Here is a 24,252-nt window from a genome sequence, read left to right as displayed (position 1 = left end):
GAGCGAGAAAATGAGTTCGTCCCCTGTTTCACAGCGCCATCCATTAAATCGTGCCTTGCAGGGTGCGATTCTGGGTTTGATCGTAAGCAGCTACGCATTGCCATCGCTGGCACAGACGTCGAGCGTTGACCACAGCAATCAAGCCAAGCAGTGGAACATCGCTGCCGGCCCACTGGCGCCGGCGCTTGACCGCTTTGCCCGCGAGGCTGGCATCAGTCTTTCGTTCGACGCGTCGAGTGTAGCGAACCGCACCACTGCTGGCGTGAATGGCACGCTCGATACGTCGGCAGCGCTGTCATCGTTGCTGCAGGGGAGCGAATTGCAAATCGAACAGCAAGGCCCGAATGCCTATCTACTGTCGCCTCAACCGAAGCCCGCCGGCCCGCTGGAGCTCGACGCAGTGGACGTCGAGGAATACCGTCTTGCACCCCTCATCATCAATGCCAAGGTCAGGGTCAGTGCCGACGACGATGCCAACTCGGTAGTCGCCAAGGAGCTCTGGGTTGGCGGCAAGGTGGCAACCAGCATTCTCAATACACCGGCCTCGGTGTCGGTTGTTACCAACAAGGAAATGGAACAACGCAGCGTCAGCACCACGGAAGAGGCGCTGCAATATACGCCGGGCGTGGTCAGTGACTTCTATGGTACGGATGACCGCAACGACTATTTCCAGATCCGGGGCTTCCAGGCCACCACCTACCGTGACGGCTTGACCCTGAGTTCGATGCGCGGCGTACGCGAAGATCCGTTCGCTTATGAACGCATAGAGATTCTGCGAGGTGCCAACTCCACGCTGTTTGGGCCAGCGGACCCGGGCGGCTCGGTAAATTTTGTGACCAAACAGCCGCGCTTCGAGCAGTTTGGCCAAGGCTATGTGACCTACGGTTCGTTTGACCATGTCGAGACAGGCATCGATGTGGGGGATGCGCTGAACGATGAGAAAACCGTGGCTGGCCGCTTTACTGCCAAAGGCCAAAACAGCGACCGCGAGTACGATCACTCACAGGACGACAACCAGTTGGTGATGGGTGGCCTCACCTGGGCACCCACGGACTACACGTCAGCCACCGTGATTCTGGACTATCTGAAAACTGAAAGTTCGCCCAACAGTGGCGGCTATCCGCTGGACAAGGAATACGACCGCAGCAAGTTTTATGGTGAGCCCAGCTACAACTTTCACGATGTCGAGCGCACCAGCCTCAGCGGTAACGTCACCCATGACTTCGACAACGGCTTCGTACTGCGCAGCAACCTGCGCTACAGCAAATTGACCGATGATTTTGGCTACGTTTACATCAGCGACAGCGCCGCACGTGTCGGTACTACCGTTGACCGGTTTCTGTTTGGAACGGACACTGAGGCCGACCAGTTCAACGGCAATCTGATGCTGCAATACGATGCCCGCTTCGAGAACATCGACAGCAGCAGCCTGGTGGGCGTGGAGTACCTCGATTCGACCACCAAGGAAAGCTCGGTCTACGCCCTGACGACCCCGATTGACATTGCAAATCCCGTGTTTACTGGCGTCTCACGCTCAATCACGCCGTATGCCGTCAACAAGCGAGACGCGACCACCAAGGCCGTATTCCTTCAGCAGAACCTGTCGTTCTACGAGCGTTTCATCGTCACCGCGGGTATGCGCAACGACTCGATGGACCTTACCAGCAAAGGCTTGCAATCCACTGAGAAAGACAACTTCTCCGAAACCTCCTACCGAGGTGCGTTGACCTATATCGTCAACGATGAGGTGTCCACTTATGTGAGCATGGTGGAATCCGTCTCGCCGCCCCAGGTTGGCGTAACGCCGCAGACGGGCAGGCAGTACGAAGTGGGCGTGAAGTATGCGCCGATGGGGATGGACGCACTGTTCTCCGCAGCCGTGTATGACTTGACCCAGGAAAACGTCACCATCGCCGTGGTGCTGCCGAGCGGCATCATTGAGCAACAGACAGTGGGCGAATCGCAGGTGCGTGGCCTCGACCTGGAGGCCAAGGCGCAGGTGACGCAGAACCTCAGCCTGATTGGTGGCTACTCCTACATGGAGTCCGAGGTATTGCGCGGTTCGTTGTACGACGGCAGCTCCCTGAAGGGTAATGAGTTCACCACGGCACCCAAGCATTCCGCTTCGCTCTGGAGTTATTACGACGTGCCCGGCACTGATGTCAGCGTTGGCTTGGGTGCGCGCTACGTCGGCTCTTATTACTTCGATGCAGCCAACTCCGGCAAAAGCGATGGCACCACGCTGTTCGACGCCGCCTTCAACTACGAAATCGCCAAGGGCACCGACCTTGCGGTTAACGTCAGCAACTTGCTGGATGAGCAGCACGTGGTCGGTTCCGGCACAGCGAACTTCTACAACCCGGGTCGCGAGATTACCGCCAAAGTGAGTTACAACTGGTAGGTAGGTGTATAAGTCTTTTTCCCATATAGGGAGCGGTGCCCGGTATACCGCGGGCACCGTCAACCTTGGCCATTATTCTGCGGGATGAAAAGCATGGGCGTTCGGTTTTCATCGTTACGCGCCGGCTGTTAACTACGCGGTAGTAGCGCGAGATGATATCAACCTGTTTTTGAGCGTCTGCTTTCGGCCAGAAGCGGTCCTGCGTGGGCTACAAAGGGCGTTTGAAAGTTCATTTGCTCCACTCAAATATTCCACGGAATCCCCACAGACCGATATCCGTGATCGGCTTGTTTGCGCTCAATTTAATAGTGGAGGGTATGGTCAATTTCCTTGGTATTGAAATCTTCCAAAACACCTCTGACCAAATCCATAGCGTCAACGCCAAAATTTATGATTTTGCTCGAGTGCACATACTGAACATGAAGGCTAAGGATTTTGAGTCGCTGCCCTGACGGCAGTATGATGTAGGTGTTGGGGGGTGTCAGTGTGACGGTTAAGGGCCTGTCAATTTGCGATTCAACGAAGGGCACGTTCCGATCCAACCATGTGACTGTACCTACCGGAGAATCAGTACCGTCCTGAACCTGAGCTTCTTGAAGGTTTACGGATATACGACTATCAGCACCCAAGGTGCGGATCGATTCATCGTTCTTCCCATCGATCTTGAGTGAAAAGTCAAGATAGTCAGTCTTATGAAATCTACCTTCGATTTCGACCTTCTGAATGAATCCATCCCAGTCTGAGCCTTGTGGATTGCGCAGTCGCTTCAGACTTATCCCGTAGTAATTGCACAGATTCACTACGCCTTTCTGAAAGCCCACTGTGGTGAGCAATACGCCTTGACTATTGGGAATATCAGTAAGCAGTCCAAGGAGGTTGCGAGCGTGGATGAGGTCGATTGTCGAGCGGTAGTATTTACACTCCACCAGCACCTGATGCTCTGTGCCGTCTTTGAGGTAGCGCCAGTAAACGTCGATCTGGTGCGCTACGCCTGAGCGTCCGGTGATCTGGACATTGTGAAACACTTCAATCGTCTGAACGTCATCTAGAGCAAGGATTGCTTCGTAGACCTGCTGAGCAACCTTCTCGTATTCGGTACTGTTCTTTACGTCAAGCATCAAAATATCCCGTGTTTGAATGCGCGTCTTTCCGGAGGGGCTGACCGGTTGTATTGGGTTGATAAAAGCCCTCGCCCTTGACTGCAATTGGCCGGTCTCTTCCTATTACCAAGGGCCCCAATCGGTTGAACCCTCAGTCGATCGCGGCCTTCACCATCAACAGTTGGCATTACCAGATGATGCGGCCGTCGGACTCAACCCCCTGAGCATTTCGGAGCACGTCAAAATCGTACATTCCAAACTTGTATTTTTTGATGATTTTGACGACGAAGTTCGCTGAAATCTGCAAAGTTCTCTCAGCCGCCATCGGCTTGATCGCATAATTCCTTGATGCTTCAGAGGCGACACCGCTGTAGGCAATTGCATCAATGCCAGGATTACGCTCGAAGAGAAGGCTGGCAAGCGTTCTTGAATGAAGATACTGCGTGTGCCGGGCTGATCTGTCCTTGAGGATTGAGGAAAGAAATGCGTCAGTGAACACGAAGCTCTTTCCGAAATCATGGGGCATCTGATTCAGCTGCTTGTTAATCAATTGCCCAACCATCTCTGAGGTTAAGCCTGAGCCCCAGCGATGAATATGAGTAATCTCGCCGATCATTGCACATCTCAGCAATTCGTTAGGCAGTTGCTCAAACGCTGCCACATGCAAGAAGTCACCCTGCGAAGCACCTATTTCTTCAAAGGTAGACATCAGGTTGGTTGACAAATAGAGGACGGGGGCATTTGCCTCATTCAACCGGCCAGCGACAGTGTGTTTCGAAGGAGGATGGTTCAGTTCACCGACGAGCTCAAAACCCGTGTCGCTCGGGCATCTTCGTGCCCGCCAAAATGCCCGGTCATATTTCATCTCGTAATTGATGACTTGGTAATAATCGAGTAGAAAACTCAACTTCTCTCTTACAAATGTGATGTTCGTGCTCGTCAAGATGACGGTGGAAAGCTCGTCGAGATAGGACAGCGAAAGCGCTTTGAATTCCACGGCTAGTCTCCTGGTGGACCGTACAGCATGTTGAGCCTAGCGACCGCTTAGCCGATCCTGCCTGTCGCGACAGGCTCCAATCGACCCGGTGCGGTCGTTAAATCGTTGTGAGAAATAGCATGAGCCGACTCGCGGGGAGCATTCAAAGCTTATTCAGGGCGATGACGCTTGTCATCCTCAGCCACTAGAGTCTTGCGAGGCTTGGCCGAAGAATGGATCACATCTTTCCCATTTGGGATTTCATCATTGCGTTTGCCATTCGAGCGCAATATTCGTCGGCCAGGTCCTCTTGGGTCATCTCCTTCAATCGTTCAACGCCAGACGCATGGCCCATGAACTCGATCAGTTTCTCTTTTGTGCTGCTCGAGTATGTTTCCCAGAAGAAGTCGAACCAGTCCAAGCCAGTCTTAGGAGATGAGCGCCCAGCATTCCTATCAATAACGCCGAAGAAAGTCTTAGGGTGCTGGGCGTGGGCCTTTAGTTCATCATCCGTCAACGGAATCTTGACTATGAAGCGTTGTTGATCGTCGCTGCAAACGACACACAATGCCTCTCCCAACTTATGCATGACAACGCAATTCTCTAGCGTCGCCTCGATCTGCGCTCCGTTAGGTCCTGGCACTTCCATCCGCTGACCAACCTGTAGCCGTGCCTTGGGAGTTCCACCTGAGAACGCCTCGGCCTCTCCATCGAACGTAGCGGGAATGCGCCGGTGCTTCTGCATGGACTCCAGTAGCGCAAAGACTGGCGCATGCCTGCGCCTAATTTTGACCTGTTGAAGCAGGTTTTTCAGCCCGGGGTGAAGATCTTCGAGGTGAAAGCCCCATAGCAGCACTCCGGAAGGCAGATCAATGGCATCAAGGTGATGCTCCTCTGGATCGTAGGTGACTATGACATATGCCTGCGGTAGTTTTTGCCCAGTTGGGTCTCGCTCATATAGCTTTAAGAGGTTTTCAGCCTCCACAAGCGCTACTGGATTGGGCTTGTCCCTGCCCAGTTCCAGGCGTCCGTCGTTTGTGTCAATGAAAACAACGCGAGGATGATCCGATTTTTTGCTCAAGGCGCGATTCATTTGCCTGTTGATTTTCATCCGCGTGCCTTCTCGTCGCTTGGCCTCAACAGCGTAGATCGCACCGGACTTAGTATCCGTAGCGATGAACTCAACGTGAGTAGTACGTCTATCAGTTTCATCTTGGTGCTGCAGGCTGAAGCCTGCCCGAAGTAGGGCGGCGGCGACCCGCACCTCATACAACGCGCCGGGGAAGTTCTCGGGGCATTTGATTCGGTCGATAAGCAGCTTCTGAACCTCGATGGCATGCTTCAAGCTGTAAAGGTCATATGCGAAGCGCATATAGACACCAATGGCCCCCGTCATCGGCTGAGCAACACCTGGCCCCATCTGTTCCAAATGAGCCTTCGAGTGCTCATGGCTGCGGACCGCCCAAGTGAGAATGCGATGTTGCTCTTCTGGAGGCTTGCTTCCCTCTGACGTCCACCATTCTCTGCCCAAGACGATCTTCGGATAGTCGTTCAGGAAGTCGTGAAACGTTTTCCACATCTGTGAGAAATGCATCGTCTGACCGACGGCTATGACTCTGTGATCATGGAACTCCGTGGAAATGATCGGCCTACCGAGGCCCTGTTGCTCACGCCTCTGAAACTCTTGGGCTTCATGATGAGCGAGTGTCATCTGCATCTCTTGGTGCATGCGCGGTCCATTCAGCTTTCGCACTATGTCGAGACTGTCGATGGACCCATGACATTTTTTGAACTTGCGGCCGCTACCGCAAGGGCAAGGATCATTTCGACCAGGCTTGTTGCATATCCGCATAAATTTCCTGGAAGTGAAATTGAGCGCCACGAAATGGCAGCTTGCAGCGAGCTGTCATCAACAGGTGTCGAAGCTTGCACCTTTCGCCAGGACGGCTGGGGCCATGTATGTACCGTTCCACAATGCCGGATAAAGACATCATAGCTGGTACTGAGGCGCCCCAAAGCAGTCGTTTAGAATTAACGCTCCTAGCCGAAAGCGCCCAAAGCAGGATGTTTGCTGCTGGCCGATCGCTGCCGTTCAGTACTCTCCAAAATGCCCGAAGCACCAAGCGCATAAAACATCCAGGCACGCCATTCCAAAACGCCCATCTGAGCCCCTAAAAACGGGCGCCTGCAAACGCCCGTTCCCCCATCAAGCCTCAACCTGCTCCTGAAGCCGCCGCCCAATCACCTCCAACAAATCACACCCATCCCGTAAGGGAATCACCAACAGCTGCGCGAAATCCGAAAGCACCACCGTATCGCTTCCAATCTCAGCACGAAACGCAATATTTTCCAGAACCTGGGTCACCACCCGAATACGGTAATCAGCCGTCGCATGCAGCACATCAAGCGGTGCCTGACTGTCAATCAGCAGGGAAGCCGGTTCGCAGTCGATACCGGTGATGGGGATGTATCTTTTCATGGTCTTGCTCCGATCAGGTTAATGGACTGACCGATACCCAGGTCGCCAAACCCGGTCGCCATTCGCGGCGACGGGATTGACTATAGGTTCAAGCACTCCCCCCGAACAGGTGACCATTTCCGAGAGTCGCGTAGGAATCGTCACAACTCACCCCCAACGCGTCCCCAACACAATCCCCTGCACCTTGAACCCCTCAAGCGCCGCCACCCCCATCGGCATCAACTCCCGCACCGTCACCCCAGCTGCATCAGCCAGCGCCACCAGATGCTCCCGTCCGCTGCGTCGGTTCTCTATCAGCGAAACCAACAACGCATAAGCCATCGGCGCAAGGCGCGAAAACGTCACTCGCCCGGCGCGCCGCTGGAGCAGGACCAACGTCGGAGCCGCAGGTTTTTCGGTGGGCTGGTAATCCGGCCCGATGTCGCACACCGGCCATTCATACGCCTGCACCCAAGCCAATCCGGACACCACGGGCACGCCGTCGATCAAATCGCCGTGGGGATTGTGGGACGGCTCCACCGCGTCGCTCAGCAGCAGGGCGCTTTCGCTCCATTCGTGTTGCGCAAGTTCGGGCAGCCACGCGGGGACGTCGTGCAGGTCCGGGTGTTGTTCCAGGTAGGTGACGAATTCGCCGGCGAGCTGTGTGAACAGGGGCGTCTGGCTGCGGTGGTTGGCGTAGAAGTCGTGGACCAACCGTTGCCAGTCGGCGCGCGGCAGGGTTCGGTGGATGACCGGGAAGCTGGCCGCCAGCAGTGATTCGATGTTGCCGATGAATAATCGGCGGTAGATGGCCAGGCGTCGGGCTTCGAGCCCTGGCGGGGGCGGGTTATGGGGGTTGCGGACGTAATTGGCCATGCAGTTGAGTTGTTCGAGCAGTTGTTCAGGCATGGCGGGCCTCCGGTGTGGCCGGGCAGCCGAGTTGTTGCAGCTGTTTGATCTGCTCGACTTCGGCGAGCAATTCCGACAAGGGCGGGAAGTTGAAGTCGCGTTCCAACAGTGTCGGCACGGGTCCGAATCGTTGGTAGGTCTGGTACAGGAGGCTCCAGACGTCTTGCTTGACCGCCGCGCCGTGGGTGTCGATCTTCAGGTCGTCGGCTTCGTCGTAATGACCGGCGACGTGCAAGTAGCTGACGCGTTGCGCGGGGAGGGCGGCGAGGAATTTCTGGGCGTCGTAACGGTGATTGATCGCATTGACGTAGAGGTTGTTGACGTCCAGCAGCAGGTCGCAGTCGGCTTCTTCGAGTACGGCGGTGAGGAAGTCGATTTCGCTCATGGCCTGGAAGGGCGCGGCGTAATACGAGATGTTTTCCACGGCGATGCGTTGGCCGAGTATGTCCTGGGCCAGGCGTATGCGGGCGGCGACGTGGTGGATGGCTTCTTCGGTGAAAGGGATCGGCAGGAGGTCGTAGAGGTGGCCGCTGTCGGAACAGTAGCTCAGGTGCTCGCTGTAGATCGCCACGGCGTAGCGATCGAGAAAACGCCGGGTGCCGCGCAGCAGGTCGAGGTCAAGTGGTTGCGGGCCGCCGAGGGACAGCGACAGGCCGTGGCAGGTGATGGGGTGCCGTGCGGCCAGTTGGTCCAGTTGCTCGGCGTAGACGCCGCCGACGCCGATCCAGTTGTCCGGGGCGCATTCGAGGAAGTCCACGGCCCCCGGAGGCATTTCCAGCAGATCGCCAAGCATGGCTCGGCGTAGACCGAGCCCGGCGCCGTTGGGTGAGGTGAAAGTGCTCATCGCTGTTCTCCAGGGATAACCAAAGCCTCCCGGTGTGATCCACCGGGAGGGCGGGAGCGAAGGATTTACTCCTTGGCTTTGCTCATGTGGATGAACAGCTCGGTGGGCACTTTCTTGCCGTTGGCGGTGTATTGGCCAGTCCGGTATTTGTAGGTTTCCGCCTCGGACAGGTAGCCGTCATGGTTGGTGTCCATCTTCTCGAACTCGGCTTGCTGGGTCGGCGCGACGGTGAGGAATTCTTTCAGCGACACGCGCGCATCGTCGTCGGTGTCGGTACGGGCAAAGGACGCATCGCCGCATTTGCCTTCACCGCACTTGCCTTCCGCCGCGGTGACTTTTTTGCCGGATTCGTCGGCGCCGCATTTGCCTTCGCCGCACTTGCCTTCCGCGTCGGTGACTTTTTTGCCCGATTCGGCAGCGCCGCATTTACCTTCACCGCATTTGCCTTCGGAGGTTTTTTCCGCCGAAGCCAGCTGATAACCCTGGGGCAGGGCGTCCACCGCGAAGGCGGATTGGGCCAGGCTCAAGCCGCCGGACAGGGCGAGTGCGGCAAGGGCGAAGCGAGCGGCGTTCGAGTTTTTTGTACGGGTCATGACAGTTCTCCAGATAAGAAGGGGTGTGCCCCAAGGCAACGTTGCGCGGGGCGTGCCGTGGCGGTTGTCACGCTGCTTGCGGCCCGGCGATGCGTTGAGCGCGTCGGGACGAAGCAAGCGGGACAGGCCTGTTCGGACGGGGCCATTTGGCCCTTGCCGTGTATCTGGGATATGTCATTTAGCGGGGTGTTTGTATTGCTCTGTGTCGTGGATACAGAGGGTTCAAGGGGGCTGCTGCGCAGCCCAGCGGGAGCAAGCTCCCTCGCCACCGGTGGTGTGCGTCCTACGGAAGATGGCAGCATTTTCGGTAGATGGACGAAATCTCCGACGAGTTTTTAGGGTTGGCCTTCGGAAGTACTGCACTTACGATTCGGCGTGATCTCATTTGTGAGGACAGATCAATGCCTGAGAGCCAGGATGCGAAGACTCAATACGCCCGAGCCTTGGAACATGCCATTGAGGTATTTGGCAGCCAATCATTGGCCGAAGACTGGCTGAACAAACCCTGTAAGTACTTGAACGGTCAGGAGCCCTTGGAACTGACCAAAAACTCGCTGGGCTTTGAGTCGGTGATGGGCTACCTGAGCCGCATCGGGCAGGGGGTTTATCAATGATCCCTTGCCCTGAAGGCGCAATGGTTGCTCTGCGCGATCGTCGTAAACCGGACTACTTTTTCACCGAATAATCCTTCCCCCAAACACGCACGGAACTGATCGCCTCGTTCATGCCTTCAAACACGAACTTCTGTCGCACGGCGGTCTTCGGTGGGACGGTGACTTCGTCAGCGTTGTCCAGCCCGGTGAGTCGGTTGGCGTAACCGGCTTGGTCGATGGCCAGCAGCGCACCGGTTTGCCCGAGGTTGATCAGGCGCAGTTGGGTGTCGGTGCTGTTCTTGAAACCGAGGGTGATGGTGACGTTTTCATCGCTGGGCTCCAGCTTCAGCACTTCAACATTGATGCGATCTTTCATCTGCTCGTCGGAGGAGATGATCGCTGCGCCGTCGGTGCCCTGGACTGATTCGCGACCATCGAGCACGCCTTCGCTGACGCCGCCCAAGAGGTTCTTGCCGGCGGTGATGAATGACGAGACCGCGGATTTGGTCGAGTCCTTGATAACGCTTTCTGCCGGCTCGCCTTCGGCCAGGCATACGGAACTGAGCAAAATACCGGAGAAGAAGAGGGTGGCGCGTGACGGCAGAAGGGTCATACCTGAGTCCTTTAGGGTGGCTTGCAACACGCCCCTCGGATGGGCGTGCGGCATGATAGCGGGGATCATGGCGTACTTGTCCATTCCTGGTTTCCCGGGTCATTGGGTTTATGCGCTGATCCGCATTTTTTGGCGGCAGGTGCATCTGTAACGGTATCAGTTCCCGCTCCACAATTCGGTCACGGCGCAATGACTCTATTGGGAGAAAGCTCATGGCGAAGATGGCGATATTTTTGGGTGGTTTCCTGGCGTTGACGTTGCTGATCGGTGTGCTGGCGACGATTTCGCCAGTGTAGAAGAGCTTTTGTGGCGAGTGAGCAAGCTCCCTCGCCACGGGTCAGGCGTCGATCAGCGATGCAATATCACCTGCGCAATCTCCTGCAAAGGCATCACCCGCTGTGCGGCGTTGAGCTTGATGGCTTCCTTGGGCATGCCGAACACCACGCAGCTGGCTTCGTCCTGGGCCACGGTAGCGCTGCCGGCGTCGAGCATTTCCTTGAGGCCGCGGGCGCCGTCGTCGCCCATGCCGGTCATGATGATGCCGGTGGCGTTGCGGCCGGCGAACTTGGCCACCGAGCGAAACAGCACGTCCACCGAAGGGCGATGGCGGTTGACCAGCGGGCCGTCCACCACTTGCACGTGGTAGAACGCGCCGCTGCGGGTCACCATCATGTGCTTGCCGCCGGGGGCGATGAGGGCCAGGCCCGGGTGGATGCGGTCGTTGTTTTTCGCTTCGCGCACTTCGATCTGGCACAGGCTGTTGAGCCGGGCGGCGAACGACGCGGTGAATTTCTCCGGCATGTGCTGGACGATGACGATGCCAGGGCACACGCGGGGCAGGGCGGTCAACACCGCTTCCAGCGCCTGGGTGCCGCCGGTGGAGGTGCCCATGGCGACGATGCGTTCGGTGGTCTGGGCCATGGCGTGGCCGTTGGCGGCGGGCAGCATGGCGTCGGCGGTGAGTTTGGTCGCCGGTGTCAGCGGGGCCGGTGCAGGGCGCTTGCCCAGGTTACGGACGTTGACCTGGGCGGCGGCGCGGATGGCGGACACCAGTTCCGGCGCCGACTCCAACAAGAAGTTCTTCAGGCCGCTGGTGGGCTTGGTGATGATTTCCACCGCGCCCGCGGCCATGGCTTGCAACGTGGTTTCCGCGCCCTTGGGCGTCAATGATGAGCAGATCACCACCGGCGTGGGCCGCTCGCTCATGATTTTCTTCAGGAAGGTGATGCCGTCCATGCGCGGCATTTCCACGTCCAGCACAATCACGTCGGGCCATTCCTTCGCCAGTTTATCCATGGCGAAGATCGGGTCGGAGGCCGCGCCGATGACGGTGATGTCCGGCGTGTCGCTGAGGATCGCCAGCAATACCTGGCGGACCACGGCGGAATCATCCACCAGCAATACATTTATCTTTTTGCCTGACATGGTTAATGCAGGGTCCTTATCGGTTGGTGCCTGACCCAGACGTCGCCCGTGCAGAGGTCGAAAATGATGCTGCGATGACCGGTGCTGCCCATGTCGTGGGCGATCAGGTCCAGGCGATACAGCGCAGCCATTTCCAGCGCCGCGTTGACGTTCGACCGCGCCACGTCGCCGAATGCCACGTGGCGTTGCAGCTCAGGGAACATCTCGCCGCCGCCGAACAGCTTGAGCTGATATTCCTCGGGCTTGGTGTGATGGGCCCGTGCCTGGCGAATGAACAATTCGATGGCTTCGTCGGCGTACATCCCGTTCAGCGCCGTGGAGCAACGCACCCGGCTGGGCAACATGAAGTGGCACATCCCGCCAATCTTGCGCTGTGGGTGCCAGAGGGTAATTGCCACGCAGGATCCGAGAATCGTGCGCAGCCGGGTCGGGCAGGTCGCGAAGCGAAACTCACCCGGCCCGAGATAGACCTCGGCCACCTCCTTCATCACGGCGCTCATGGCTTGCGATAAATCGAAGGGGCGACCAGCTTCAACGCATCGGACACGCCGTTGAGGCTTTCCGAATGGCTGACGATGAAATACCCGCCGGACTTGAGCCGAGGAATCAGCCGGGCGACCACTTTGCTTTTGGTTGGCTGGTCGAAATAGATCATCACATTGCGCAGGAAAATCACGTCGAACTCCCCCAGCTCCGGCAAGGTGTCGTTGAGGTTGACCTGGATGAAGTTGACCCGGTTGCGCAGCGCCCGGTCGATGAGCATCGTGCCTTGCTGGCGGCCGGTGCCCTTGAGGCAGTATTTCACCAGCAATGGATGGGGCAGGTTGCGGGCGCGCTCCATCGGATAGTGCCCGGAACGGGCCTTGGCCAGCACTTGGGTGCTGATGTCCGAGCCGATGACTTCCCAGGGCGTGGTGCCCAGGCTTTCGGCCAGGGTCATGGCGAGGCTGTAGGGTTCCTCGCCAGATGAACTGGCCGCACTCCACAGGCGAAAGGTCTTGCCCGGCGTCGCATGGGGCAGCACTTGGTCGCGGAGGAAATCGAAGTGCTTGGGTTCGCGGAAAAAATAGGTTTCGTTGGTGGTAAGCAGGTCCAGGGCCACCTGCAGTTCATCGGCGCGCTGGCCGTTCATGATCAGCGCGAAGTACTCACCGTAGCTGTCGAGCTCATAGTGCTTGAGGCGCTTGAACAGCCGCCCGGCCACCAGGGCTTTCTTGGCCGGTGACAGGTTGATGCCGGCGGCCTGGTACAGCCAGGATTGGAACTGGCCGAACTCCCGGTCGCTGAGCGCCATTGAATTCACCGTGCGTTCCTTGCAAGTGGCTGTGCTCATGAGGCAGGCGCTTCCAGCGCGGCGGGGCTGGTTTGGGCGAGTTCGGACATCTCGTCGATGGACAGCACCCGGTCTACCTCCAGCACGATGACGAACTTGCCATCGACCTTGGCCATGCCGCTGATGAAGTCGGCGCGGATCTTCGCGCCGAAACTCGGTGGCGGCTCGATCTGCGAAGCCGGGATTTCCAGCACCGCCGACACAGTGTCCACCAACAGGCCGATGTCCTGGGCCTGTCCGTCGGCGCTGGCGGCCTCGATGATCACCACGCAACTGCGCCGGCTGATGGCGGAATTCGGTCGGCCGAAACGCGCCGACAGATCCACCACCGGCACGACCGCGCCGCGCAGGTTGATCACCCCGCGCACGAAGGCCGGCATCATCGGCACCACGGTGAGGTTGCCGTATTCGATGATTTCCTTGATGCACAGGATGCCGATGGCGAACATCTCAGTGCCAAGCATGAACGTCAGGTACTGCGCTTCTTCCTCGACCGCGCTGACGGTTTGACGTGTGGTCGCGATGGCGCCCATTGCCTTTTCTCCTTTAAGCAAGCCTGTGGGACCGGGCCATCAGAACCGGGTGAATTCCGATTCGTCCGGCGCGCTGGCCATGTTGTAGGCAAACGCCTTGGGCATCGCCGGTGTCGGTGCCCGCGTCGGTTTACGGCTGGATGGCCCCGGCGTGTTATCGACCCTGGCGCTTTGCATGGCGGACTTGGCCGGCGTGTCCAAGGTGAAGAAGCTCATGGCCTGTTGCAGTTGCTCGGCCTGGCTGCTCATTTCTTCGGCGGTGGCGGCCAGTTCTTCGCTGCTGGAAGCGTTCTGCTGGGTCACCTGGTTGAGCTGGGTCATGGCCGTGTTGATCTGCGCCACGCCAGCGGCCTGTTCTTCGGAGGCGGCGCTGATTTCCTGCACCAGGTCCGAGGTCTTGTTGATGGACGGGACCATTTCGTTGAGCAGGTTCCCGGCCTTCTCGGCCATGTCGACGCTGCTGGACGACAGCTCGCCGATTTCCTGGGCGGCGACCTGGCTGCGTTCGGCCAGTTTGCGCACTTCGGCGGCCACCACTGCGAAGCCTTTGCCGTGTTCGCCGGCGCGGGCGGCTTCGATGGCGGCGTTGAGCGCCAGCAGGTTGGTCTGGTAGGCGATGTCGTCAATGATGCTGATGCGCTGGGCAATTTTCTTCATCGCCACCACGGTCTGCTGCACCGATTCACCGCCGTCTGTGGCTTCCTTGGCGGCCTTGCTGGCCATGCCGTCGGTCACCTTGGCGTTCTCGGTGTTCTGGTTGATGCTGGCGCTCATCTGCTCGATGGACGCACTGGTTTCCTCGACGCTGGCCGCCTGTTCGCTGGTGGCCTGGCTCATCGATTGTGCGGTGGCGCTGACTTCTTCGGAGGCGCTCGCAAGGTTGTCCGCCGCGTTGCGCACTTCACCGATGATGTGCGACAGCTTGCCGACCATGTTCTGCATGGCGCTGAGCACCATGCCGGTTTCGTCCTTGGAACCTGCTTCGATTTTCGCGTTCAGGTTGCCTTCGGCCAGTTGCTCGGCAACGGCGGCGGCCTGCTTCAACGGGCGGGAAATGATCCGCGAGATGAACAGCGCCAGACCCAGGCCCACCAGCAGGGCGGCAGCCAGTACGGCGATGATCGACAGGCGCGCTTTTTCATACAGGATGGTGCCGTGCTCGCTGGCGGCACCGGCGCCGGCGTCGTTGAGCTCGACCAGTTTCTGCAGGTCGTTCGTCACCAGGTCGAACTGACGCTTGGACTCGCCTTTGAGCAGCACCATGGCTTGCTCGGTCTGGTTCTGCCGCGACAGCGCGAACAGATCCTTGCTGACCACCAGGTAAGCAGCCCAATCGTTGCGCGTGGTTTCGAACAGTTGGCGATCTTCGCCGCTGGACAGCAGTTTTTCATAAGTGCCAAGACGGGTTTCGAAGCCCTTTTTGGCGTCTTCAGCTTCCTGTTCCAGGGTGAGCCGTTCCTGCTCGGAATCGGCTGAGATATGGCGGTTTTCCTTCAGGCGAAAGCTCGCTGCGTAAAAGCGCATGCCCGAGGCCGCGCGCATGGATGGCATCCAGTTCTCGCGGATCTCGGTGGTGGTGCCGTTCACCTGGCCCAGCTGAATGATCGAAAACACGCCCATGACGGCGGTCAGCGCCAACACCACAAGGAACGAGGTGATCAGTTTGGTGGCGATTCTAAGGTTGTAGAACCATTTCATTGGGAATACCTCTCCATGGAGTGTTGAAGCGTCAGCGAGCGTTGGCTTGTTGTAATTGAGTTGGGGTGTAGCGAGTTTCGGTTTGGGCGATCTGGGTGAGCAGGGCGGGTACGTCGAGGATCAACGCCACGGCGCCGCTGCCCAGGATGGTCGAGCCGCTGATGCCGCGCAGGGCGCCGAACAGCTTGCCCAAGGGCTTGATCACGGTCTGGAATTCCCCCAGCAGGTCATCCACCACCAGCCCGGCCTTGAGATCGGCGTAGCGCACCACCACCACGTTCTGCCGACGTGAAGCCGGGCCTTCGTGGTGGAAGTGATCGCGCAGGTACACCAGCGGCAGCACTTCGCCGCGCAGGTCGAGGTAGCCTTGCTCGCGACTGGCCAGGCCATCGTCTTCGCTCAGCTCGATGCATTCTTGGACCATGTCCAGCGGAATCACATAGGTGGACTGGCCGATGCCGACCAGAAAACCATTGATAATCGCCAGGGTCAGCGGCAGGCGGATGCGCACCACGGTGCCCTTGCCGGGCTGGCTGTCCAAGTCGACCGTGCCGCGCAGCAGGGTGATGTTGCGCTTGACCACGTCCATGCCCACGCCACGTCCGGACAGGTTGGTCACGGCCTGGGCGGTGGAGAAGCCGGGCTCGAAAATCAGGTTGTAGATTTCCTGGTCGGACAGGCTCGCGCCCGGCGCAATCAGTCCGCGCTCCTGGGCTTTTTCCAGGATGCGGTCGCGGTTCAGGCCGGCGCCGTCGTCGGCGATTTCCAGCACGATGCTGCCCGAGTCGTGATAGGCGTTGAGGTGCAGATGCCCCTTGGCCGGTTTGCCGGTCGCCCGCCGCGCCTCGGCAGTTTCGATACCGTGGTCCATCGCGTTGCGCAGCAAGTGCATGAGCGGGTCGCCGATCTTTTCCACCACGGTCTTGTCGAGCTCGGTTTCCGCGCCGCTGATGATCAGGTCGATGTCCTTGCCCAGCTCCTGGCTGACATCGCGCACCACCCGACGGAAGCGGTTGAAGGTCTCGCCAATGGGGATCATGCGCAGGCGCAGGGCGCCGTCGAGGATTTCTTCCACCAGCCCGGAGACCGACGAGGTGGCTTCCTGCAACGGATCGTTCTGGCAGGTGCGGGCCAGCAGGCTGGCGCCAGCGCTGGCAATGACCAGCTCGCCGACCAGGTTGATCAGTTCGTCGAGTTTGTCTGCGTTGACTCTTACATAAGTCCCATCTTTGCCTTTGCTGTCACTGGTGACGGCTTGTTTGTCAGGCGAGACCTGGGCTGGCATGCGTGGGCTGCTGCGTTGGTCCGGCATCAGCTCGCCCGTGGTCACCATCGCGGTGCTTTCGTCGACCTGCGCCTGGGCGCTGGCGACCAGGCCCGTGTTGGCTTCGGGCTCGATGTCTTGCGCGGCAACGATCTCGATCAGGCAATCTTCGCGGACGAAATCGAAGACTTCGTTGATCGCGGCATGACCGGCCGCCGAGCGAAACTCGATCTCAAAACCCAGGTAGCACGACTCGGCATCCCAGGCTTCGACCGCTGGCATCGCGTCAGTCAGCGCAGTGATATCGAGGATTTCACCGAGGGTTTGCAGATAGCGCAGGAACGACAGCGGGTCCATGCCATTGCGAAACACCTCCGGGCCGAAGCGCAGGGAGATGTGCCAGAGGCTCGCTTCGCCGGGCTCGGTCGTTTCGGCTTGCTGCGTCGGCGTCGGTTCGGTTGCGATCGTGGGCGCCTGGTATTCCTGCAGCATCTGGCACAATTCGATTTCCCGGGCCAGGGCAGGGGGCTGCAACGTCGAGCCCTGGTTGGCAACCACGTCGATCAGCTCGAGCATATGATCGCCAGATTTGAGCAGCACCGCGATCAGGCCCGGGTCCACGGTGACGCTGCCTTCGCGCAGGCGATCGAGTACGTCTTCGACGATGTGGGTGAAGCTGACGATCGGCTCCAGGCCGAACAGCCCTGCCGAACCCTTGATCGTATGGGCCGCCCGGAAGATCGCGCCGATGGCGTCATCGTCGCCGGGGTCGTTCTCCAGTTGCAGCAGCGACTCTTCCATCGCCTGCAATTGTTCCCGGGCCTCGACGATGAAGGTTTGTTGTGCCTGATCGAGATTGATGCTCACGCTCATATCCTTTGTCGTGTCCGACGTGTTGCGGAGGCTCTAGGCAACCAGGTTGCACAGGGCGAGTGTTTCCGTGACAGCTTTGCTTTGGCCGGTCACCGTCAGTTCGGTGCCGGCCTTGGGGGCTTCGCGCTGAACCATCAGCAGCAGCTGCAAGCCGGCACCGTCCATCTCGGTGACCTGCGACAGGTCCACCACCATTCGTGGCGTTGCCCCCAGTCGCGGCAGCCATTGCGCGGCGAGGTCGGCGGCGGTGTAGATCGTCAGTTCGCCTTCGATCTGCACCTGCGCAGTGTCATCGTCTATTTCGTACAGCAGCGGCATTGAAGCCTCCGACCATCAAGGAAGAATCAGCTTGGAGACCGCCGCCAGCATCTGCGCCGGTTGGAACGGCTTGACCACCCAGGCCTTGGCGCCTGCGGCCTGACCCTCTTGCTTCTTCGATTCCTGGGATTCGGTGGTAAGCATGATGATCGGCGTGAACTTGTAGCTGGCCAGCTTCTTGACCTCCTTGACGAAGGTGATGCCGTCCATGTTCGGCATGTTCACGTCGCTGATGATCAGGTGCACTTTCTGGCCGTTGAGCTTGCCCAGCGCATCCTTGCCATCGCTGGCCTCGATGACGTCGTAGCCGGCACTTTTCAACGCGATGCCGACCACCTGCCGGACGCTCGCGGAGTCGTCGACAACCAATACACTTTTAGCCATGAGGGGCTCCTAGAAGAAGGTGATTTCCTGTGAAGCTTGTTGCGCAGCCGAGCCGCCGTGGTGATTACGGCGTTGCTCGTCAGTGGCGTAAGTGGTTTCCATGCGCGCCAGCCATTGCCGGGCGTCGATGGATACGGCCTGTTCGGGCGACTGGCTGGCCTGCTGAATATGCACATGCAGGTCCTCGATGTTGTCGCGCACGTGGCTGAGGATCTGGCTGACCCGATCCTGGAATTGCAGGTTGACCAGCACTTCGGTGAGCTCGTCCCGAATGCCGAAGCTTTCGCGCTGCAGCATGTCGGCCGAGTCGGCGAGGCGCCCGGTGACGCTTTTGAAACGCTCGAGCACGCGCTGGATGCTGCCTTCGGACACAACCACGGACTGACTGTCCTGATCGGCTCCGCTGGAGGCGGCCTGTACCAGTTGGGTGATGGCGGTATTGATCACGTCGACCTTGGCCGACATCTGTTGGCCGGTCTCGCTGGATTTGCTCGACAGGGCGCGCACAGCGTCGGCCACCACGGCAAAACCGCGTCCGGCTTCGCCTGCCCGGGCCGCTTCGATGGCGGCGTTGAGGGCCAGCAGGTTGGTCTGGGCGGCAATCGCCGCGACATCGGCGGCCATGGTCCGCAGCTCGCCGGTGTAAGCGGTCAGGTTGCGCACTTGGGTCAGGGTTTCATCGCGGCTGGCCTGGGTCGTTTTCAACGAGTCGATAACCTTGACCAATTCGCCTTCGCTCTGCGCCAGGACTTGTACGGCGCCACCGCTGCTGTTGCCGGTCAACTCGCCGGCGGCCAATTCAGAGGCTTGCACGGTCTCTTCCAGACGCGAAGAAATGCCAATGAAGCGGCTGGTCAGCGAGACGATCGCGGTTTCGGTTTGCTGGCGCGAACTTTCAACTTGCTTGGCCCAGATCGGCATCGCGCCGAGGATCACTTCGTTGAGTTGCGCGGTGGCTTTATGGGCGCCATGGTCGGCGGCCTCCTGCTCGCGACGGGCGATGGCGGCGACGACTGCCTCGTCAAGCTGAAGCCGTTGCGACCGCGCGGCCAAGACACCGACAGCCACGCCAAGGACCAGGAGTACGACGCTCAAACCGATGTTCTGCACACTCGTGCCATTGACCGCTAGCACGCCGACGCTGGCGGCAACGGCCACGATAACGGCGTGCCAGACGATGCGCGGCGGGGTTTGGGCGAGGGAGTGGTCGTGGGAATGCGACGTCATGGTTCGGTCCTTGAACAGGTGTTGCCAGAGGATATTTGCGAATAACTGGTTATCTGCAATGCCGACTTGGTCTTGAGTACCAGTCGTCCGGTTCTGGAAAAAATAATGGCACATTGCTATCTAAGAATAAACGAAAGCGGAGAAATGTCGAGAAGCCAGATGAGCTGGAGCAGTACCAATGTGGCGAGGGGATTTATCCCCGCTGGGGCGCGAAGCGGCCCAAAAAATGGGCTGCCTTGAACAACTGGCCGCAATACCTTGAACCTGGGGGCTGCTGCGCAGCCCAGCGGGGATAAATCCCCTCGCCACAACAGTGACCGCCAGATGATTCTCTGAAACAGAATGGAAGGATTGAGCTAAATTACCCCGCATCGGATTCTGAACCTGCCAACGAGCCCCCATGTCTGCCCAGCCGCTCTGGAAAACCTACCTGCTGTTCCTGGCCCCCATGGTCCTGTCCAATTTCCTGCAATCGATGTCCGGCACGTTCAACAGCATCTACATCGGCCAGATGCTTGGCACGCAGGCGTTGGCCTCGGTGTCGGGCATGTTTCCCATCGTGTTTTTCTTCATCGCCCTGGTGATCGGTCTGGGCGCCGGCGCGGGGGTATTGATCGGCCAGGCCTACGGCGCTGGCGAGACCGGCACGGTGAAAGCGATTGCCGGTTCGACGCTGTTGCTGGGGGCGATCATCGGATTGGTGGCGGCAGTCCTTGGCAGTGTCTTCGCCCGTGAGGCCTTGCAAGGACTGGGGACGCCGGACGATGTGCTTGAAGATGCCATTTCCTATGCGCGCGTAATGATGTGGATCCTGCCGATGTTGCTGGTATTCGTGCTCTTCACCCAGCTGCTGCGCGGTGTGAGCGACACCCTGTCGCCGCTGCTGGCGTTACTGGTATCCACCAGCGTCGGACTGATGCTGACGCCGGCGCTGATTCGCGGCTGGCTGGGATTGCCGCAGATGGGCATCCAGAGCGCGGCGTGGGCCGGGTTGGTGGGCACCGCGACGGCCATGGGCATGCTCGTGTGGCGCCTGAACCGCCGCAAGCATGCCCTGGCGCCGGACCGTGCGTTGTTCGCCGCGATGCGCCTGGACCGGGTGATTCTTGGCAAAGTGCTGCGCATCGGTTTGCCGACGGGGCTGCAGATGGTGGTGATTTCGCTGTCGGAGCTGGTGATCCTGGCGTTGGTCAACTCCCACGGCTCCCAGGCCACGGCCGCCTACGGCGCGGTGACGCAGATCGTCAATTACGTGCAGTTCCCGGCGCTGTCGATTGCCATCACCGCCTCGATCCTTGGCGCCCAGGCCATTGGCGCCGGGCGTCTGGAGCGGCTGGGGCCGATCCTGCGAACCGGGTTGTTGATCAATGTCTGGCTGACGGGTGGGCTGGTGCTGCTCGGGTACCTGATGTCCCATTGGCTGCTGGGGCTGTTCATCACCGATCCGGCGGCGCGGGTCCAGGCTGAACACTTGTTGCATATCATGCTCTGGAGCCTGTTGGTGTTCGGCTTCCAGGCAATCATCGGCGGCATCATGCGCGCCAGCGGCACGGTGCTGGTACCGGTGGCGATCTCGATTTTTTGCATCCTCGGCGTGCAAGTGCCAGCGGCCTACTTGCTGGACGCGCACTTCGGCCTGCAAGGGGTGTGGATGGCGTTTCCAGTGGCGTACCTGAGCATGCTGTTGTTGCAGACGCTGTATTACAAACGGGTCTGGCAGCATCAGCGGATCGAGCGTTTGGTCTAGATACCTTGAGCGGGTTTAGCGGGTGTTACAGTGCCCGCCGTTGATCTTGTCATTCATGGGGATTTCGATGTCTGTAGAACTTCCATCCGCCAGCTACCGCGCCTTCCTCTTCGACATGGACGGCACGCTGCTCAATTCCATCGCCGCCACCGAGCGGATCTGGACGCGCTGGGCCCTGCGCCATGGCTTGGACGTGGCGAAATTCCTGCCGACGATCCATGGCGTGCGCGCTGTCGATACCGTGGCCCGCCAGCGTCTGCCAGGCGTGGACGCCCAGGCCGAGGCCGAGCAGCTCACCCGGGAAGAAATCGAGGACGTGGATGGGGTGGTCGAAGTGCCCGGTGCACTGGCCTTCCTCAAGCGCCTGCCGCCGACGCAATGGGCGATTGTCACCTCGGCGCCCATGGCATTGGCCTTGCGCCGCATGGAAGCGGCCGGGATTGCACGGCCCGACGTGATGGTGACCGCTGAAGACGTGAGCGCCGGCAAGCCGAACCCCAGCTGTTATTTATTGGCGGCGCAGCGCTTGCAGGTGACCGCGCAGCAATGCCTGGTGTTTGAGGATGCCGAAGCCGGCATCAAGGCCGGCGAGGCGGCGGGCGCGGACGTGATGGTGGTCACCGCCACGCATACGCACCCGGTGGTGACGCTACATTCCCAGATCGCGGACTACCAGGGCATTGGCGTCGAAGTTGATAAGGACGGATCGATGCGTCTTTCAACACACCGCTAGAGCCTGTGGGAGTTTGCTCCCACAGACTTGCTTCGTGACTCAGGTCAGCTCACCACGCGATAGCACGGTACATATTCCGCGCCGCCCGGCAATTTCATCCGGTGCTGGGCGACGAACGCCTGGAGCAGGCGATCAAGGGGTTCCATGATCGCCGGGTCGCCGTGGATCTCGTACGGCCCATGCTCTTCGATCAGGCGGATACCCTTGTCCTTCACGTTGCCGGCGACGATTCCGGAAAACGCCCGGCGCAGGTTGGCGGCCAGTTCGTGGGGCGCAAGGTCGCGGCTCAGGCCCAGGCTGGCCATGTTGGCGTGAGTCGGGTCGAACGGGCGCTGGAAGCCTTCGTCGATCTTCAGCAGCCAGTTGAAGTGGAAGGCGTCGTTGCGCTCGCGGCGGAACTGCTTCACTTCCTTGAGGCCCTGGGTCATCTGCCGCGCCACTTCGGCCGGGTCGTCGATGATGATCTGGTAGTGCTTCTGCGCGGCCTCGCCCAAGGTTGCACCGACGAACGCGTGCAGTTGGTCCAGGTACGGCGCTGCGCTTTTCGGTCCGGTGAGCACGACCGGGAAGGGCAGGTCCTGGTTGGCCGGGTGCATGAGGATGCCCAGCAAGTACAGGAACTCTTCGGCGGTGCCGGCGCCGCCCGGGAAGATGATGATGCCGTGGCCGACGCGCACGAAGGCTTCGAGACGCTTCTCGATGTCCGGCAGGATCACCAGCTCGTTGACGATCGGGTTTGGCGCTTCGGCGGCAATGATGCCCGGCTCCGTCAGGCCCAGATAGCGGCCGCCCTGGATCCGCTGCTTGGCGTGGGCGATGGTGGCGCCTTTCATCGGGCCTTTCATCACGCCCGGCCCGCAACCGGTGCAGATGTCCAGGCTGCGCAGGCCCAGTTCGTGGCCGACTTTCTTGGTGTATTTGTATTCTTCGGTATTGATCGAGTGGCCGCCCCAGCACACGACGATTTTCGGCTCGACGCCTGGGCGCAGGGTGCGGGCATTGCGCAGCAGGTGGAAGACGTAGTCGCTGATGCCCTGGGACGTACTCAGGTCGATGCGCTGGCTGTCCAGTTCGTTCTCGGTGTAGACGATGTCGCGCAGGGCGCTGAAGAGCATTTCGCGGGTGCTGGCGATCATCTCGCCGTCGACGAACGCGTCAGCCGGCGCGTTCAGCAGCTCCAGGCGCACGCCCCGGTCCTGCTGGTGAATACGGATCTCGAAGTCCTTGTAGGCTTCCAGGATGGTCTTGGCGTTATCGACATGGGCGCCGGTGTTGAGAATAGCCAGGGCGCACTGGCGGAAAAGATCATAGATGCTGCCGGAACCGGCTTCACTCAGTTGCTGGACTTCGCGCTGGGACAAGGTCTCCAGGCTGCCCTTGGGGCTTACCGAGGCGTTGATTACATGTCTTTGAGTCATTCAGCTTTCCTTGAAAACGATGCCGTACACACGACGAGCGGCATCTTGAAAAAAACGTCCACGCAGAAAGATCGCACGATCCTCGCGGTATCGCCATGGACTTTGATCCGGGTCCTTCGGGTTGGTTGCCTCACAAAATGAGCCCCAGCATAGCTAAATCGACCGGGCAGGCGATAATGCGCGAGTCTTTTCACGCCACACAAGGAAATTGCGACGCGATGTTCGAGATCAAACCGTGGGACGCGGCGGCCTACCGGCAGCAGACGCGGCGCAGCACCCTCATCATTGCGGTGGTGTTCCTGGCGCTGGCGATGCTGCTGTCCACCTTGGCCGTGATGCTGTTCGGAACCCCTGGGGGTGATAATTTTCGTTTCAACGTGGGTGGGGTATTCGCTGCGGTGTTGGTGATGGCAGGACTGATGCGCGTGTATTTCTGGTCCCAGCCTTGGATGGCGGCGGCGGTCTACGGCTGGCAACTCAAGCGCAGCCTGATGAGCATCACCAATGTGATGCACCAAGTGAAAGCCGGCGTGCAGGCGCAAGACCCGGCGGCGATGAAGCTGTTGCGGTTCTATCATTTGGGCCTGACCCAGATGCACCAGCTGGACGCCAATTCCAGTGAACAGGCCTCCCTGAATCGCGAAGCCGACGAGCATCAGCAAAAGATGCAGGCGCTGGGCCTGGACCCGGAGCAATTGCGCCTGGATCCCTCTTGGATCGATACGGTGAAACAGGCCTACAGCGCTCGCGAATAACCGCCGCTCGTCGCTTGCCCAAAGGGAAAAATCAAACCTCGAACCTTGGCCGCTTTT

23 protein-coding genes are annotated in these 24,252 nt (G+C 59.5%); 5 read left to right on the top strand and 18 right to left on the bottom strand.

Features of this window, described 5'->3' with window-relative positions; genetic code table 11:
* The first annotated feature begins 10 nt into the window (after positions 1-10).
* A complete protein-coding gene (locus HU762_RS24555; protein WP_186641290.1) occupies positions 11-2,401 on the top strand; it encodes a TonB-dependent siderophore receptor in 2,391 nt (796 codons plus the stop codon).
* 302 nt (positions 2,402-2,703) lie between these two features.
* Here the strand turns inward: HU762_RS24555 and HU762_RS24550 are convergent, their stop codons facing one another.
* The 7 genes from HU762_RS24550 to HU762_RS24520 all read right to left on the bottom strand — a co-directional run bounded on the left by HU762_RS24550 (position 2,704) and on the right by HU762_RS24520 (position 9,281).
* Positions 2,704-3,519, bottom strand: a complete 816-nt coding sequence (locus tag HU762_RS24550; RefSeq protein ID WP_186641288.1) for a restriction endonuclease — start codon at positions 3,517-3,519, stop codon at positions 2,704-2,706.
* A gap of 169 nt (positions 3,520-3,688) precedes the next feature.
* Positions 3,689-4,498: an RES domain-containing protein gene (locus HU762_RS24545; RefSeq protein ID WP_186641287.1), complete on the bottom strand. Its 810-nt coding sequence runs from the start codon at positions 4,496-4,498 to the stop codon at positions 3,689-3,691.
* A 217-nt stretch (positions 4,499-4,715) separates the two neighbouring features.
* Positions 4,716-6,329, bottom strand: coding sequence for an SEC-C domain-containing protein (locus HU762_RS24540; RefSeq protein ID WP_186641332.1), 1,614 nt, complete (start codon positions 6,327-6,329; stop codon positions 4,716-4,718).
* A gap of 354 nt (positions 6,330-6,683) precedes the next feature.
* Entirely contained in the window at positions 6,684-6,956 is a 273-nt protein-coding gene (locus HU762_RS24535) for a hypothetical protein (RefSeq protein ID WP_186641285.1), read from the bottom strand.
* A 147-nt stretch (positions 6,957-7,103) separates the two neighbouring features.
* Positions 7,104-7,844 carry a putative DNA-binding domain-containing protein gene (locus HU762_RS24530; RefSeq protein WP_186641283.1) on the bottom strand — a complete coding sequence of 247 codons (741 nt, stop codon included), beginning with the start codon at positions 7,842-7,844 and terminating at the stop codon, positions 7,104-7,106.
* The gene (locus HU762_RS24525; RefSeq protein ID WP_186641281.1) at positions 7,837-8,688 is read right to left on the bottom strand and encodes a DUF692 domain-containing protein; all 852 of its coding nucleotides are present in this window, start codon (positions 8,686-8,688) and stop codon (positions 7,837-7,839) included. The genes HU762_RS24530 and HU762_RS24525 overlap by 8 nt, the downstream gene beginning before the upstream one ends.
* Positions 8,689-8,753: 65 nt before the next feature.
* The gene (locus HU762_RS24520; protein WP_186614704.1) at positions 8,754-9,281 is read right to left on the bottom strand and encodes a hypothetical protein; all 528 of its coding nucleotides are present in this window, start codon (positions 9,279-9,281) and stop codon (positions 8,754-8,756) included.
* A 401-nt stretch (positions 9,282-9,682) separates the two neighbouring features.
* On the opposite strand from HU762_RS24520, the gene HU762_RS24515 reads away from it, so the two are divergent.
* On the top strand, positions 9,683-9,895 hold the full coding sequence (locus HU762_RS24515; RefSeq protein ID WP_225923582.1) for an MbcA/ParS/Xre antitoxin family protein: 213 nt from the start codon (positions 9,683-9,685) through the stop codon (positions 9,893-9,895).
* A gap of 52 nt (positions 9,896-9,947) precedes the next feature.
* On the opposite strand, the gene HU762_RS24510 is transcribed toward HU762_RS24515, so the two are convergent.
* The 10 genes from HU762_RS24510 to HU762_RS24465 all read right to left on the bottom strand — a co-directional run bounded on the left by HU762_RS24510 (position 9,948) and on the right by HU762_RS24465 (position 19,542).
* Positions 9,948-10,487, bottom strand: coding sequence for a hypothetical protein (locus HU762_RS24510; RefSeq protein ID WP_186641277.1), 540 nt, complete (start codon positions 10,485-10,487; stop codon positions 9,948-9,950).
* Positions 10,488-10,835: 348 nt separating this feature from the next.
* The gene (locus HU762_RS24505) at positions 10,836-11,912 is read right to left on the bottom strand and encodes a chemotaxis response regulator protein-glutamate methylesterase (protein ID WP_186641275.1); all 1,077 of its coding nucleotides are present in this window, start codon (positions 11,910-11,912) and stop codon (positions 10,836-10,838) included.
* Positions 11,913-11,914: 2 nt separating this feature from the next.
* Complete coding sequence (gene cheD / locus HU762_RS24500) at positions 11,915-12,412, bottom strand: chemoreceptor glutamine deamidase CheD (RefSeq protein WP_186641273.1); 498 nt, start codon at positions 12,410-12,412, stop codon at positions 11,915-11,917.
* On the bottom strand, positions 12,409-13,245 hold the full coding sequence (locus HU762_RS24495) for a protein-glutamate O-methyltransferase CheR (protein WP_186641271.1): 837 nt from the start codon (positions 13,243-13,245) through the stop codon (positions 12,409-12,411). The genes cheD and HU762_RS24495 overlap by 4 nt, the downstream gene beginning before the upstream one ends.
* Positions 13,242-13,778 carry a chemotaxis protein CheW gene (locus HU762_RS24490; RefSeq protein WP_186641269.1) on the bottom strand — a complete coding sequence of 179 codons (537 nt, stop codon included), beginning with the start codon at positions 13,776-13,778 and terminating at the stop codon, positions 13,242-13,244. The genes HU762_RS24495 and HU762_RS24490 overlap by 4 nt, the downstream gene beginning before the upstream one ends.
* A 39-nt stretch (positions 13,779-13,817) precedes the next feature.
* Positions 13,818-15,476, bottom strand: coding sequence for a methyl-accepting chemotaxis protein (locus tag HU762_RS24485; protein ID WP_186641267.1), 1,659 nt, complete (start codon positions 15,474-15,476; stop codon positions 13,818-13,820).
* 31 nt (positions 15,477-15,507) lie between these two features.
* Complete coding sequence (locus HU762_RS24480; protein WP_186641265.1) at positions 15,508-17,607, bottom strand: chemotaxis protein CheW; 2,100 nt, start codon at positions 17,605-17,607, stop codon at positions 15,508-15,510.
* A 39-nt stretch (positions 17,608-17,646) separates the two neighbouring features.
* Positions 17,647-17,931 (bottom strand): STAS domain-containing protein, encoded by a 285-nt coding sequence (locus tag HU762_RS24475; RefSeq protein ID WP_186641263.1) that lies wholly within the window; start codon positions 17,929-17,931, stop codon positions 17,647-17,649.
* 15 nt (positions 17,932-17,946) lie between these two features.
* Entirely contained in the window at positions 17,947-18,315 is a 369-nt protein-coding gene (locus tag HU762_RS24470) for a response regulator (protein ID WP_003203044.1), read from the bottom strand.
* 9 nt (positions 18,316-18,324) lie between these two features.
* Entirely contained in the window at positions 18,325-19,542 is a 1,218-nt protein-coding gene (locus tag HU762_RS24465; protein ID WP_186641261.1) for a methyl-accepting chemotaxis protein, read from the bottom strand.
* Positions 19,543-19,942: 400 nt separating this feature from the next.
* Between HU762_RS24465 and HU762_RS24460 the strand changes: the two genes are divergently transcribed.
* On the top strand, positions 19,943-21,289 hold the full coding sequence (locus tag HU762_RS24460; protein WP_186641259.1) for an MATE family efflux transporter: 1,347 nt from the start codon (positions 19,943-19,945) through the stop codon (positions 21,287-21,289).
* Between the two features lie 67 nt (positions 21,290-21,356).
* A complete protein-coding gene (locus HU762_RS24455) occupies positions 21,357-22,022 on the top strand; it encodes an HAD family hydrolase (RefSeq protein ID WP_186641257.1) in 666 nt (221 codons plus the stop codon).
* Positions 22,023-22,066: 44 nt separating this feature from the next.
* Here the strand turns inward: HU762_RS24455 and ppnN are convergent, their stop codons facing one another.
* Positions 22,067-23,440: a nucleotide 5'-monophosphate nucleosidase PpnN gene (gene ppnN, locus HU762_RS24450; protein ID WP_186641255.1), complete on the bottom strand. Its 1,374-nt coding sequence runs from the start codon at positions 23,438-23,440 to the stop codon at positions 22,067-22,069.
* Between the two features lie 218 nt (positions 23,441-23,658).
* On the opposite strand from ppnN, the gene HU762_RS24445 reads away from it, so the two are divergent.
* A complete protein-coding gene (locus HU762_RS24445) occupies positions 23,659-24,195 on the top strand; it encodes a DUF3087 domain-containing protein (protein WP_186641253.1) in 537 nt (178 codons plus the stop codon).
* The last annotated feature ends 57 nt before the right edge of the window (positions 24,196-24,252 follow it).

It is taken from the genome of Pseudomonas sp. SWRI92, assembly GCF_014268685.1.
GTDB lineage: Bacteria > Pseudomonadota > Gammaproteobacteria > Pseudomonadales > Pseudomonadaceae > Aquipseudomonas > Aquipseudomonas marvdashtae.
The sequence above is the reverse complement of the archived record's forward strand: the minus strand, read 5'-3'. Positions and strand labels throughout refer to the sequence as shown.

Excerpts from the sequence above, each read along its gene's own strand:
- HU762_RS24555 (WP_186641290.1), top strand. The coding sequence starts at position 11 with ATGAGTTCGTCCCCTGTTTCACAGCGCCATCCATTAAATCGTGCCTTG.
- HU762_RS24550 (WP_186641288.1), bottom strand. The coding sequence starts at position 3,519 with ATGCTTGACGTAAAGAACAGTACCGAATACGAGAAGGTTGCTCAGCAG.
- HU762_RS24540 (WP_186641332.1), bottom strand. The coding sequence starts at position 6,329 with ATGCGGATATGCAACAAGCCTGGTCGAAATGATCCTTGCCCTTGCGGT.
- HU762_RS24535 (WP_186641285.1), bottom strand. The coding sequence starts at position 6,956 with ATGAAAAGATACATCCCCATCACCGGTATCGACTGCGAACCGGCTTCC.
- HU762_RS24530 (WP_186641283.1), bottom strand. The coding sequence starts at position 7,844 with ATGCCTGAACAACTGCTCGAACAACTCAACTGCATGGCCAATTACGTC.
- HU762_RS24525 (WP_186641281.1), bottom strand. The coding sequence starts at position 8,688 with ATGAGCACTTTCACCTCACCCAACGGCGCCGGGCTCGGTCTACGCCGA.
- HU762_RS24520 (WP_186614704.1), bottom strand. The coding sequence starts at position 9,281 with ATGACCCGTACAAAAAACTCGAACGCCGCTCGCTTCGCCCTTGCCGCA.
- HU762_RS24515 (WP_225923582.1), top strand. The coding sequence starts at position 9,683 with ATGCCTGAGAGCCAGGATGCGAAGACTCAATACGCCCGAGCCTTGGAA.
- HU762_RS24510 (WP_186641277.1), bottom strand. The coding sequence starts at position 10,487 with ATGACCCTTCTGCCGTCACGCGCCACCCTCTTCTTCTCCGGTATTTTG.
- HU762_RS24505 (WP_186641275.1), bottom strand. The coding sequence starts at position 11,912 with ATGTCAGGCAAAAAGATAAATGTATTGCTGGTGGATGATTCCGCCGTG.
- cheD (WP_186641273.1), bottom strand. The coding sequence starts at position 12,412 with ATGAGCGCCGTGATGAAGGAGGTGGCCGAGGTCTATCTCGGGCCGGGT.
- HU762_RS24495 (WP_186641271.1), bottom strand. The coding sequence starts at position 13,245 with ATGAGCACAGCCACTTGCAAGGAACGCACGGTGAATTCAATGGCGCTC.
- HU762_RS24490 (WP_186641269.1), bottom strand. The coding sequence starts at position 13,778 with ATGGGCGCCATCGCGACCACACGTCAAACCGTCAGCGCGGTCGAGGAA.
- HU762_RS24485 (WP_186641267.1), bottom strand. The coding sequence starts at position 15,476 with ATGAAATGGTTCTACAACCTTAGAATCGCCACCAAACTGATCACCTCG.
- HU762_RS24475 (WP_186641263.1), bottom strand. The coding sequence starts at position 17,931 with ATGCCGCTGCTGTACGAAATAGACGATGACACTGCGCAGGTGCAGATC.
- HU762_RS24470 (WP_003203044.1), bottom strand. The coding sequence starts at position 18,315 with ATGGCTAAAAGTGTATTGGTTGTCGACGACTCCGCGAGCGTCCGGCAG.
- HU762_RS24465 (WP_186641261.1), bottom strand. The coding sequence starts at position 19,542 with ATGACGTCGCATTCCCACGACCACTCCCTCGCCCAAACCCCGCCGCGC.
- HU762_RS24460 (WP_186641259.1), top strand. The coding sequence starts at position 19,943 with ATGTCTGCCCAGCCGCTCTGGAAAACCTACCTGCTGTTCCTGGCCCCC.
- HU762_RS24455 (WP_186641257.1), top strand. The coding sequence starts at position 21,357 with ATGTCTGTAGAACTTCCATCCGCCAGCTACCGCGCCTTCCTCTTCGAC.
- ppnN (WP_186641255.1), bottom strand. The coding sequence starts at position 23,440 with ATGACTCAAAGACATGTAATCAACGCCTCGGTAAGCCCCAAGGGCAGC.
- HU762_RS24445 (WP_186641253.1), top strand. The coding sequence starts at position 23,659 with ATGTTCGAGATCAAACCGTGGGACGCGGCGGCCTACCGGCAGCAGACG.